7 protein-coding genes, 1 tRNA gene and 2 pseudogenes are annotated in these 12063 nt (G+C 60.5%); 6 read left to right on the top strand and 4 right to left on the bottom strand.

Going from position 1 to position 12063, the window contains the following annotated elements; translation table 11 throughout:
* Positions 1-292 precede the first annotated feature (292 nt).
* Together FJ941_RS13330 and FJ941_RS13320 are read left to right on the top strand one after the other, a co-directional pair.
* Positions 293-3634, top strand: a complete 3342-nt coding sequence (locus FJ941_RS13330; protein ID WP_181169786.1) for a DEAD/DEAH box helicase — start codon at positions 293-295, stop codon at positions 3632-3634.
* 813 nt (positions 3635-4447) lie between these two features.
* Positions 4448-4666, top strand: a complete 219-nt coding sequence (locus tag FJ941_RS13320) for a hypothetical protein (protein ID WP_140506154.1) — start codon at positions 4448-4450, stop codon at positions 4664-4666.
* A 212-nt stretch (positions 4667-4878) separates the two neighbouring features.
* On the opposite strand, the gene FJ941_RS13315 is transcribed toward FJ941_RS13320, so the two are convergent.
* Both FJ941_RS13315 and FJ941_RS13310 read right to left on the bottom strand, forming a co-directional pair.
* A complete protein-coding gene (locus FJ941_RS13315) occupies positions 4879-5460 on the bottom strand; it encodes a DUF6101 family protein (protein ID WP_246673800.1) in 582 nt (193 codons plus the stop codon).
* 1200 nt (positions 5461-6660) lie between these two features.
* Positions 6661-7338 (bottom strand): DNA ligase, encoded by a 678-nt coding sequence (locus tag FJ941_RS13310; RefSeq protein ID WP_246673798.1) that lies wholly within the window; start codon positions 7336-7338, stop codon positions 6661-6663.
* 182 nt (positions 7339-7520) lie between these two features.
* On the opposite strand from FJ941_RS13310, the gene FJ941_RS13305 reads away from it, so the two are divergent.
* Both FJ941_RS13305 and FJ941_RS13300 read left to right on the top strand, forming a co-directional pair.
* Entirely contained in the window at positions 7521-7916 is a 396-nt protein-coding gene (locus tag FJ941_RS13305; RefSeq protein WP_140506151.1) for a cupin domain-containing protein, read from the top strand.
* Between the two features lie 33 nt (positions 7917-7949).
* Positions 7950-8108 (top strand): annotated as a pseudogene (locus tag FJ941_RS13300) (SDR family NAD(P)-dependent oxidoreductase); the annotation flags it as partial.
* Between the two features lie 337 nt (positions 8109-8445).
* Here the strand turns inward: FJ941_RS13300 and FJ941_RS13295 are convergent.
* Positions 8446-9204: pseudogene (locus tag FJ941_RS13295) on the bottom strand (IS5 family transposase).
* Between the two features lie 408 nt (positions 9205-9612).
* Here FJ941_RS13295 and FJ941_RS13290 point away from each other — a divergent pair.
* On the top strand, positions 9613-10002 hold the full coding sequence (locus FJ941_RS13290; protein ID WP_140506149.1) for a VOC family protein: 390 nt from the start codon (positions 9613-9615) through the stop codon (positions 10000-10002).
* Positions 10003-10266: 264 nt separating this feature from the next.
* On the opposite strand, the gene FJ941_RS13285 is transcribed toward FJ941_RS13290, so the two are convergent.
* Positions 10267-10343 (bottom strand) — tRNA-Pro (locus FJ941_RS13285).
* 199 nt (positions 10344-10542) lie between these two features.
* Between FJ941_RS13285 and FJ941_RS13280 the strand changes: the two genes are divergently transcribed.
* The gene (locus FJ941_RS13280) at positions 10543-12063 is read left to right on the top strand and encodes a phosphomannomutase/phosphoglucomutase (protein ID WP_140506147.1); all 1521 of its coding nucleotides are present in this window, start codon (positions 10543-10545) and stop codon (positions 12061-12063) included.

The following is a 12063-nucleotide window of genomic DNA, read 5'->3' as shown; positions in this document are numbered from 1 at the left end:
CGAACTTTTATTCACGCCAAAAGTTCCGGCTGGCGGTGACAGTTCGGAACCGACGGGCGTCGCGCGGCATCAACGGCTCTGTTCGAATGCATGAAGCCGGGCAGGCGACTTCGAGAGGAGATTACCCCTGCCGGACACCGCCCAGCTTTACGCACGTTCCGGCAGGCGATGCGTGTTGGCATCGCCGCTCGATAAACCGCACGCCCTGCCACTGCCTTCCACACTTTAATCCGCGCCAGAGGAACGGGGTCGCCCCCTTGACGTTCCCCACCGTTGGCAAGGTGAGATCTCAGTGAACAGACCTATTTCGAGGACTGAAATTATCGAACAACTCGATCACCCCTCAAACGACAGGGAGGTCGCGAGAGAACAGGGCGTCTCGCCTTCTGCGGCAATTGCGGCGGCGCTGGCCGACTCGCTGGAGGACGGTCCGAACAAGCATATTATCCATATATCCGCCTCGGAACGCAGTGCCGAAGAGATCGCTGGAGCTTTGCGTCAGTTTCTGCCAGGCGCAGACATCATCTTCCTGCCCTCCTGGGACTGCCTGCCCTACGACAGGGTATGGCCGACACGCGCCAATATGGGGCGGAGGCTTCGCGCGCTGCATGAGATCGCAGGCGAGCCCAAACGCCCGCGCGTCATGGTTCTGTCGATCGAGACCGCTCTCCAGCGGGTGCCGCCCGCACCAGTCATTGCTGGGGGCTTCACAATTCTGGAACTCGGACAAATGTTCGACCCGCACGACTTCCGAACGAAAGCCGAGGCGGTGGGATACGCCGTCGACGAGAGGGTGGACGAACCCGGCGAGATAGCCTTTCGGGGCGACCTGATGGATATCTTCCCTGCTGGCGCCGATCACCCGGTCCGTCTTGTCCTCGGTCCAGATAGCTGCATCCGAGAACTCAAGATCTACGATCCCGTCACCCAGCTTAGCGAACATTCGCGAGAGTCGATCACTGTTGGACCGGCATCCGAGCTGATGTTCGCAACAGCTGATCATTCCGAGTTGGCACCAATGCGAACGACACCGATGGAAGAACGCCTGATCGCGTTGTATGGCAGTATGCCGTCGGTCTTCGATGTGGCATCCGGCGCCTCAATCTCCTTGCCAGAAGGGCTCGAAGGCCCGCCGCTCGACCGCTTCCTGGATCTGATCGAAGATGCACGTCGTGCCAGGCAAGAGGTTGCCGAACCCGCAACACCATTGCCTGAACAGTTTTACCTGTCGCGCGAGGAATGGGATGTCGCGGTTCGTAAACGCCGCCGCACGAGTCCTACCGTCTCGGCCACCCGAGTTCCCAAATTCGTTCGGCGGGCGCGATCCCGAGATCAGTTCGCCGAGTTTGTGGAAAGGCAGACGAGGTCGGGTGTCACTGTGGTGTTCGCCGGCGAAGCCTCTGAACTGCAGCGTGCGGATCGTCTGCTCGATCGGAGGCTTGGCCGGCGAATGGAGGAGGCGGAGGACTGGCCGCAAATCCGTTCGGCCGCAAGGGGCTCTCTTCTCAAGGCCGAATTCATTGTCGACGAAGGGTTTGTCGACGAGCAATCCCGTATCGCGCTGGTGGCTGCGACCGATCTTTTTGGCCGGGCTTTGAAGGCAAACGGCGGCGCCGCCACCAGTATGCTCGACCCCGAGTTGCGCATTGGCGACGTCGTCGTCCATGAGGATCATGGCCTGGCCATTCTGGTGGCGGTCGAACAGGTCGACTTGGCCGGCCAGCCACAGGATGTCGTCAGGCTGGAATATCATGGCGGGGCGTCGTTGCTGGTTCCGGTCGATGAATTTGGGCGGATTTGGCGCTACGGCTCGGAACCCGATGCCGTGTCGCTCGATCGCTTGAACAGCGACGGGTGGCTCAGCCGACGCAAGGCTGCGCTGCGCGACATCGACAAGCTTGCCAAGCGCTTGACGGGCCTTGCCAAAGCCAGGTCCAGCCAGCCTGCCGAGATCATGAAACCCTCGCGCGCGGATCTCGCCCGGTTTGCGGCGAAGTTTCCCTATACCGAGACTCCCGACCAGGCCGCCGCCATTCGCGATGTGCTCGACGACCTGTCGTCAGGGAGAACAATGAACCGGCTTGTCTGCGGCGACGTCGGCTTCGGCAAGACAGAGGTGGCCCTGCGTGCCTGCGCTGCCGCCGCCCTGTGCGGGAAGCAGGTTGCGGTCATAGCCCCGACAACCGTGTTGGCACGCCAGCATTATGAGACGTTCAGCCGTCGGTTTGCCGGGACAGGCCTCGATGTCGCCCACCTCTCGAGAATGGTTGGCGGGGCGGAGGCGAGAACGGTCAAAGAGCGGCTGCGGAGCGGTCGGGTCGCGGTGGTTGTGGGTACGCAAGCCCTGGCGGCCAAGAGCGTCACCTTCGCCAATCTGGGACTGCTGGTGATCGACGAGGAGCACCGGTTCGGTGTCAAGCTGAAGCAGGCGCTGCGGAACATGGCGCCCCGCCTTCATACGCTGAGCATGAGCGCCACGCCGATACCGCGCACGCTGCAATCAGTGATGTCAGGCATCCAGGAAGTCAGCGTCCTCAACTCCCCGCCTGCCAAAAGGCGTCCCGTCCGCACGATTCTGGAGCCCTTCGATCCAGCTTCGGTTAGAGCCGCCCTTTTGCGCGAATTTCGCCGGGGCGGACAGAGCTTCCTGGTGGTTCCACGCATCGAGGACATCGACCCGGTTGGCGAGCAGCTAAACAGATTGGTGCCGGAACTCGCGGTTGTGACGGCCCATGGAGAAATGAAAGGGACACGGCTGGACGAAATCATGGTCGGATTCGCTGACGGTGAAGGCGACATCCTTTTGAGCACCGACATCATCGAGAGCGGCCTCGACGTACCGCGGGCCAACACCATCCTGATCTGGCGGGCGGACAGGTTCGGTCTGGCACAATTGCACCAGCTTCGCGGCCGGGTCGGAAGGGGAGCGGCGCAGGCTATTGCCTTTCTTCTTACCGAGCCTAGCGTCGAGCTGGCCGAAGGCACAAGAGCTCGACTTTCGACCATGATTGCGCTCGATCGGCTTGGCTCCGGCCTGGCGATCAGTCAAAGAGACCTCGACCTGCGCGGGGCAGGAGACCTCTTCGGCGAAGATCAAGCCGGGCACATGAAGCTGATCGGAGCGGGGCTTTATCAGCATCTGCTGGAGCGGGCGGTCTCGCTGGCTGGGGGAGGGGCCGATCCAGACAAGCATCTTGCCGATATCAAAGGCGCCGCAAATGGGGCCTTTCCCGCAAGCTACGTCAACGAGCCCACAGTGCGCGTTGGTCTTTATGCGAGGCTGTCTCACATGACTTCCGAGACGGATCTCGACGCGTTCGGCGAAGAGCTCGAGGACCGCTTTGGAGATATGCCCGGTCCAGCAGCGGATTTACTGGAACTGACCAGGTTGCGCATAGGCGCGGCGGAACTGGGCATCAGCAAAGTCGACGTGGGACCCGAAGCCATCGCAATCACCTTCCGCAAGAAAACGGTGGCATCCGAATGGCGCTTTAAAAACGCACAGAGCTTCGAGTTCCGCAACGGCCGGCTGATTTTCAGGCCGTCGATCCCGCCCCGCGGCTCAGGCGTCGATGCCGTCCGCTCCCTAGTTGGAGCCTTGCGTGCGGCCAGGTCCAGCCGGCCCAGTGCGTGATGGGTTCGCTTGGATCACCGGTTCCAGATCATGGGGAAAGTTCGGCGCTGCGACGGGCAGTTCGTCAGTTGGCGTTCTTTCCCTTTGAGTCACAACCGGAAGCATTTCAGCGACCTCGATGAGGATATCCTTCAGGAAGTGATTGATGTGGACGCCCATCAGCTGCGTACCTGTTGTCTCCGATGGCCTTCCAACTTACTGCCGCAAGCTATGTTCCCGCCCTGAAAGGCAGGACGCGGTCTTCTGTAAGGTCGACCTTCCAGGCAAATGAAATCCTGGCGAGCGCGCGTCCGGCGCGCGGGCAGTTCGCTCAAGGTTTTGCTCCTGCTGAAGGGCCGTCATCGACGAGGAGGCCGTCAGCGTCGCCTTCCGGGGCTACGCCGCTGCCGCGCGACGACTGCCTTTATGCTCTGCAGCCACCATCCCGCATCTGACACGGTTTTCATGGCACCGCTGCCTCCAGCTGCGGGCTGCCTGCCGGCGCCATTATGAGCCTGCCTGCGCGCGTGCTCGAGCCGAAGACGCGGGCGATCGGAATGGGAATATTCTAAACGGCTTTCTATGCTGAAAGCCCGGTTGGGTCCGCGATCGGCGGAAAGCTTTCCACGTCGCTCGGCTCCGCGAGCGCGGCGCTCGACTTCGGCGCCGTCATGCTCCTGGTTTGCCCAGCAATTCTGTGGGTCTTCCACCGTATCTTTGCTGGCCAAAATCGCCCGGCACTTCCCTAGGGGCGGCCGGTGCCAAAGCCACAGCCAACCTACTGCTGCTGTTCGCCGCCGCTCTGTGGAGGTTCGGGAACGTGGCGCAACGACGGTGCTCGATCATCTCGATGCGCTGAACGCCGTCGGCCTCCGCTGCCTAGTCAAAGGGCTACTCGTGCAGCCCTTTGATCTGATCGAACGGCCGCTACGTGCCGGCGGGCGCTCACTTTTCCAGCATTGCCCGGTGGTCGTGCTGTTTGCCGTCTCCATCCTGCTGCAGCAGTTCTGCTCTCTTCGCCACCGTCACCAATGCTTTCTTGCAATGGGGTGACGCAGCTATGGGCGAACCTTACGGCGCCGACGCTCTCTTGCCTCAATGCTTGGCGGCGAGCTTCATTTCGGCAGCCCTGCCGTCTCAGATGGATCCTCATCGATGATGTAACTAGCGGACCCTACCTAGCCGCGCCTGGCGAGGCTCCCCAGCGACCAACGCAGTGGGAGGATCGACCCTGCAGACCAAATGAACACGAGACACGCGTCACATCACTTCCGATCCACCAATCGGCCGATACGCTCTAGAGACGTCAGTTTGTTCATCAGGCCAACCTTGGAAAGCCTGGGCGCTTGGTCGAGACGCGGCCGATGTTTCGGTCGCTGGGGTGAGAGCGCGTTGACGTTCGAACCGAGCGTTTCCTCAAGCGTTCGGGCAATGCCGTCGGCGCCAAGCAGAAGCATCGGCAGTCGGTAGGCCTCGGCCCAGGCACGCCAGTCGGCGGCAACAAGTTCGAGGTCGTCGGACACCAGCAGCGGCACCGTCAGCATCGGATCATTGTGCAGAAGCTTGAGCTCCGCTGTGAATTTTTCATCCGGATCCTCCATCGCGCAGGCGGCCACGCCGCGGAAAGTCTTGGCGGGAAGGGCAATGATTGCCGGCACGCTGCTTGAATCCTGCGTGCGGCGGACCACCACACCACGTTGGTTGAGGGTGAAGGTCACGTCGCCATAGTTGTCGCGCGTGGTATAGCTCACCATCTCCGGCAGGCGCGATGGGTCGAGACGCCTGTTGCGGCCGGTCCAGGAACTCGTCTCCGGTTCAGTATGAGCCCGCTTACCATCGTCCGTCATTGGCACCTGGAGAAAGAACGGGCCTGAAGCAAAGCACGCAAGCAATGCCGCGAGTGGAGCCCAATCCTCTGCGGCGCCGCCGTCTTCGGCTTGCGTCCAGCAACAGCTGCGTGCCTTCGCAATCTCTACTCCTTTATTGAGGTCGTACCGGATCTACCCGGCTCGAATTCTCAGCACATGTCCTACTGCCGATAAAATAGCAGTGCATTCTGTATTAGCGATTACTAATTTATGTCAATTTGCTGGTACCTTGGAAAAAAGGCCATCGGCCGAGCTATGCGATTCGACTACCGCGTGGATGAAAACGAGGCTTGCTGGCCCCCAGTGCAGCAAAGAGCTTCGCGCCAGCGACATCTGCCTTCCTGAAGATCCAGCCTAAGGGGCGGCTGCGAACCGCGGGATCGACTTTGATTTGTTCAAACCGTTGTCTGACCTATGAGGGAGGGGGCCTCCAACAAGCGCCCCCATTGTCTTGCGCCACGGTAATTATCAATCGCAGCGGAAAGCCCGCATAGGCGGCGAGCTTTCCTGCCGGCCGGAGGCCAGGAGAGTGAGGTCGAAGCCCCACCGCTGGTTCCGCAGCCCCATTCCCCAGCGTCAACGGCGAGAGATCATGAGGCACAGCTGGCGCAGGTCGCCGTCATAGGTGACTTGGCTGTTCAGCACATCGACACAACGCTTCTTCATCCTCGTCAGTTGAACTTCGACATATCCGCCACAACGGCCCGCATCTTACCCGAAATGCGGGTTGCTCCTGGGGTGCTCAGCGTGCCCGGGACCGTTCCGATCACACCAGCGTTGAGACCGGTACCCACTCCCAACCTGCACCGACGCCGACTGTTCCACCGACATTGGCGCCAAGCCCGGCCGGCTCCGGCATTGACGCCACTCGAGCCGTCCACAGAGGCGCCAAGGCCGGCGTTGCTAATGCCTTGAGTTGCTTAACGGAGATTACCGTCGTTCGTCGTGGTTCTCACCTGTTTAAGAATGTAGAAAGATTTTCTTAAAAGTTTCCAAGTTACTCATTTTGTTCTCGTAATGTCCATCGAAAGCTAATTCCTAATTTAGCATTCCGTGTTTGTTCTTATTGCAACTAGTCTAGGTAGGGGCCGCGTTGGGAAGCCGTTTCTTCCAAACAACGAGAGAGCCCTATGCCAGTCTGATACGTCAGCGAAGTGGAAGTATTGCGCAGCATCTCGGTCATTCCGGCCGATATGGCCGCCGGCCAAAGCGGACATTACTGGTGCCGATGCTGAGGTCGCGGTTGCGCCGGATGCTGTAGTCGACGCTCAGTAACCATGTGCTTGACGGTCCGCTGCTGTAGCGGCTGTCAGCGCGCTTCGAGATGATGCCTTCGAGTCCCATCCTCCCGGCGGAGCGGAAGATCGCAAGCGCATTGCCCTCGAAATGCTCGCTGTATTGGATCTTGCCGAGCCCAGGCTCAACCAGTTGCCACAGCGCCTCCTTGCGCCGCAGCAGCGGAAAGGCGGCTAGATCGCGGCCGTCGAGATGGAGGATATCGAACGCGACGAACACCAGCCGGCTCGGCTCGTTCCAGATCGCGCTTTCGAGCACAGGGCGATCGGGATCTCCCTGCTCGCCTGGCACAATGATCTCACCGTCGAGAATGGCAGTCCGGCACGGTAGATCGATGGCCAGTACGATGGGCCAGTATTTCCTGGTCCAGTCACGGCCGTTTTTGCTGTAAAGGCGGACGCCGCCATTATCGATGACGATCTGCGTTCGATAGCCGTCGAGATTGGTCTCGTGGACCCATCCCTCATCCGCAGGCGGCAACTCTACCCGGGTCGGGATCTGCGGCGGAATAAACTCCAGCGGGCCGCCGTTGACCTTGGCACGCTTGCTCAATGGCGCCACCTTTGATCGCGCAGCGGCGGCTGACCGGCACAGGCAGCACGACATCACCCCAACATGATGCCTGCCACCTGTACCGAGCCCCCCAAGCCGCTGCGAATATCTGCGCACAAGGCCGATTTGTCGTTAGCTTCGCATCCTAAGACTTGTCCTGGCGTACATATCTCGACCCGAGGAGAAGTTCGATGGATATTTTCAGAGCGGGATCGAAGCCTTCGGCAAAGGGCCCGACCGACTGGTTCACAGGGACGGTGCGGATCGATGCACTTTTCAATCCGGCTGCCCCCGAGCGCGTCCAAGGCGCCAACGTGACATTTGAACCGGGCGCCCGCACCGCCTGGCACACGCACCCACTTGGACAGACCCTGGTGGTCCTGTCGGGAGTCGGACGGGTCCAGCGCTGGGGCGGTCCGATCGAGGAGATTCGGCCGGGAGACGTCGTCTGGTTTGTGCCTGGCGAGAAGCACTGGCACGGCGCTGCGCCGCAGACCGCAATGACCCACCTCGCAATGCAGGAAGTCCAGGACGGCAAGGTCGTCGACTGGATGGAGAAGGTCTCCGACGAACAATACGGCGCCTGATTGGCCCCGCCGGTAAAACCAAAGGATCCGACCATGATCAAAGAAAAAGTCGTCATTCTCACTGGCGCATCGTCCGGCATCGGCGAAGCCACCGCCAGGCTGCTTGCCAGCCAGGGAGCGAAGGTCGTTCTAGGCGCCCGGCGCGTCTACAGGTTGAAGCAGATCGCTGATGAGATCGCGCAGGCTGGCGGGCAGACCGTGACGTGAAGAATGCTCTAGCTGGATTAGCTTCGGGGCGACCATTAATGACCGCTACTAGGCCGAAGGTCGCGCTCTCATTCAACCCTTAGACCGTTTGAATCGCTCGCGCACTGCCGCCAGGCGTTTGTCCTTCGTCTGAAGATCCTGCATAGCGCCCTCCAGGTAATCGTGTAGCGGAAGCAATGCCTCACCTTGGTCGCCTTGGGCGACGATAATTTCGGCAACGCGGTCGAGAGCCCGTCCGATGCGCTCCGATGTGATCGGACGACGAGTAGTCGAATACGGTCTCATGATAACGTCCTCATAAAAGGTTCACTAGGCTCAGGACTCATTGATTGATCCAGAAGATGACGGTGGCTGCGATGCAGATTGCAGACATGAAGGTGTGCACAACGGTCATAGCGGGTGTGGATGCGCCGCCAATCCTTGAGCTTGCCGAACATGTTCTCGATCTTGTGGCGCTGACGATAGAGTACGGCATCGTGCGGGATCTGCACCTTTCGGTTGACCTTTGACGGGATGCAAGCGGTGATCTTGCGCTCTGAGAGAGCGGTGCGGAACCAGTCGGCGTCATAGCCCCTGTCTGCCAGCAAGGCTTTGGCTCTGGGCAAAGCGTCGATCATGAGAGCCGCGCCTTTGTAGTCGCTCATCTGCCCCTCGCTCAGTAGCATCACCAGGGGTCTGCCTTTGCCGTCGCAGACGGCATGTAGCTTCGAGTTCAGACCGCCTTTGGTACGTCCGATACGTCGGGGAACAGCCCCTTTTTAAGCAGACTTGCTGCCGTCCGGTGGGCTTTCAGGTGGGTCGCATCGATCATCAGATGGTCGGGCTTCCCACCCTTCGCCGCAAGCGCCGCGAAAATCTTGTTGAATACGCCCAGCCTGCTCCAGCGAATGAAGCGATTGTAGATCGTTTTTGGTGGGCCGTACTCCGCAGGTGCATCGCGCCACCGCAAGCCGTTCCTAATCACGAAGATGATCCCACTGATGATCCGATGATCATCGACACGAGGTACCCCGTGGGATAGCGGAAAATATGGCTCAATGCGGCGCATCTGCGCTTCCGACAGCCAGATCAAATCACCCATGACAGCGTCTCCTTACGCCGCCATTGAATCAACCGATCACTATCCCCGCAAGCAATTTAATAGGTCCTGAGCCTAGTTCAGCATCTGCTTTAGGCGGATTTGCATTATGGGGGATGACGTCTTCCAAGGGGAACGATGCTATTAGGTGCCCCGAGGGCCTCTGAACGTGCTGCGACCTTCGCCACACTCACACTGTTCTCATCCGGCCGTGCCCGTAGTCCAGTGCGAGCCGCAGTTTACGTCCCCACTTTTTTGCTTCAAAGACGTAAGTCGGACGATCGGGGGCCCAACCGAAGGTGAGGGTACTTTCGCCCAAGCCGGCGAGGCCGGTGTCGGCGCTTAGTTGCGCCCAAGGCGGATGAGATTCTGCCTGCGACGCCTTATCGACGCTTACGCGAGGCCAATGTGATGCTCCTGGCTGTCCACCATGTCGCAATCATCTGCAGCGACTATGAGACGTCCAAGCAGTTCTACACGAGCAAGCTTGGTTTCGTCATCCTCGCCGAAAACTGGCGCCCCGAAAGGCGGTCTTGGAAGTGCGACTTGCGTCATGGCCTCGTCCAGATCGAGTTGTTCAGTTTCCCGGATCCGCCGAGCCGGCCCAGCAGGCCCGAGGCCTGCGGATTAAGACATATTGCATTCGTGGTCGCGTCGGTCGAGGCAACTGCCGAACTGCTTCGGTCGCGAGACGTTGACGTGGAGCCAATCCGAACAGACCCCTACACGGGGCGCTTGTTTACCTTCATCGCCGATCCGGATGGACTCCCGATCGAACTTTACGAGGCCGCCGCCGTATGAGCTGAACGAACGCGCCTCCGGCGACTGGATAGACCTTCGGGCGCTCCGCTGGCCAGGCAGTCTCGTTCCGATGCAGAAAGGTGTCTGGCTTCCTGCTGCGTTCAGCTTGCTAAGGCTATCCGGGGCGCGGCCCACCCGGAGTAGTTGCTCAGAAAACGCTTTGTACGTCTGCAGGTTGGGCCGAGGCGCCTAAATGCTCATCTATTTCTGTGGGGATATCTGTGGGGTAGGCAATCTTCGGGATGCCTAAGTCGTTGTTTTTTCTGGTCGGAGTGGCAGGATTTGAACCTGCGACCCCCTCGTCCCGAACGAGGTGCGCTACCAGGCTGCGCTACACTCCGTGACCAGACCGCGGGCTTATAGCCGCCACACTTCGTTCCTGCAAGCGGCAATGGCAGCCCTTCTGTCGCATTTCGTCCGCTTTCGTCGGGTAGTGCCGTTTATCCCGGATTTCCATCCGGGATAAACGCGGCTTAAAGCCTTGTGTGCTAAGCCGCTGCCTCGATAGATCGTGTTTTTGCCGCCTGGAGCTCTGCTGTCTTGCCCCCAAAAATCGTCGCCGAGGCCTGGCCCAACAGCTTCGAATTCGAAACCGCGGCGCTGATCAAGGCATCCGGCTTTCGGGAATATGATGCGCGCTGGTGGTTCGGCCATCCCGGTTCGACGGTGCCGCCGGAACTCAATCTGATAGGCGTCCAGGCGCTTGGCATGGGGCTCGGCACACTGATCCGGCGTCTCGGCGCCGGACCTGATATCGTCACCGGACATGATTTCCGTTCCTATTCGCTTGGCATCAAGCTGGCGCTGGTTTCCGGGCTGATGGCGGCCGGCGCACGGGTGAAGGACATCGGCCTGGCGCTGTCGCCGATGGTCTATTTCGCGCAGTTCGCACTGGAGACGCAGTCGGTGGCCATGGTCACCGCCTCGCACAACGAAAATGGCTGGACCGGTGTCAAGATGGGAGCGGCGCGGCCGCTGACCTTCGGGCCCGAGGAGATGAGCGCGCTGAAGGCGATCGTGCTGGCCGGCGATTTCGACCTTACAGGCGGCGGCTCCTATGATTTTGTCCGCGATTTTCGCGCCACCTATCTCGACGACCTGAGCGGGGACAAGCGCATCACACGAAAGCTCAAAGTGGTCGCCGCCTGCGGCAACGGCACTGCCGGCGCCTTTGCCCCGGAAGCCTTGCAGCGCATAGGCTGCGAAGTGGTCCCGCTCGATGTCGAACTCGATCACACCTTTCCGCGCTACAATCCCAATCCGGAGGACATGCGGATGCTGCATGCCATCAGGGACAAGGTGCTGGAGACAGGGGCCGATGTCGGGCTGGGTTTCGATGGCGACGGTGATCGCTGCGGTGTCGTCGACAATGAAGGCAACGAGATATTTGCCGACAAGGTCGGCGTCATGCTGGCGCGTGACATTTCCAGCCAATATCCGGGTTCGACCTTTGTCGTCGACGTTAAGTCTACCGGATTGTTCAACACCGACACGGTGCTGCACGCCAATGGCGCCGTTACCGACTACTGGAAGACCGGCCATTCCTACATCAAGCGCCGCGTTGCCGAACTCGGCGCGGTCGCCGGCTTCGAAAAGTCAGGCCACTTCTTCTTCAACCCGCCGATCGGGCGCGGCTATGACGACGGGTTGGTCACGGCAATCGCCATCTGCCAGATGCTGGACCGCAACCCGGCCAGTTCGATGGCCGATCTCTACCATGCGCTGCCGCTGACCTTCGGCACGCCCACCATGTCTCCGCACTGCGCGGACGAGGTGAAGTACGACATCGTCGAACGCGTGGTCTCCGATTTCCAGGCGATGAAGCGGGACGGCTCCAGTTTCGCGGGCCAGAAGATCGTGGACCTCGTCACCGTCAACGGCGTGCGCGTCGTCGCCGAGGACGGCACCTGGGGTCTGGTGCGCGCCTCGTCGAACAAGCCGGAACTGGTCGTGGTCGTCGAAAGCCCGGTCTCGTCCGAGCGTCGCCGGCAGATGTTCGATGCCGTCGACGCCGTGCTGCGCCGCAGTCCGGAAGTCGGCGCCTACAACCAGACCTTCTAG

The sequence above is a fragment of the Mesorhizobium sp. B2-3-13 genome (assembly GCF_006442195.1).
GTDB classification, from domain to species: domain Bacteria; phylum Pseudomonadota; class Alphaproteobacteria; order Rhizobiales; family Rhizobiaceae; genus Mesorhizobium; species Mesorhizobium salmacidum.
This window is presented reverse-complemented; position numbering and strand designations above follow the sequence as displayed.

Coding starts and splice junctions, on each gene's coding strand:
- FJ941_RS13290 (WP_140506149.1), top strand. CDS start 9,613: ATGCTCCTGGCTGTCCACCATGTCGCAATCATCTGCAGCGACTATGAG.
- FJ941_RS13315 (WP_246673800.1), bottom strand. CDS start 5,460: ATGACGGACGATGGTAAGCGGGCTCATACTGAACCGGAGACGAGTTCC.
- FJ941_RS13305 (WP_140506151.1), top strand. CDS start 7,521: ATGGATATTTTCAGAGCGGGATCGAAGCCTTCGGCAAAGGGCCCGACC.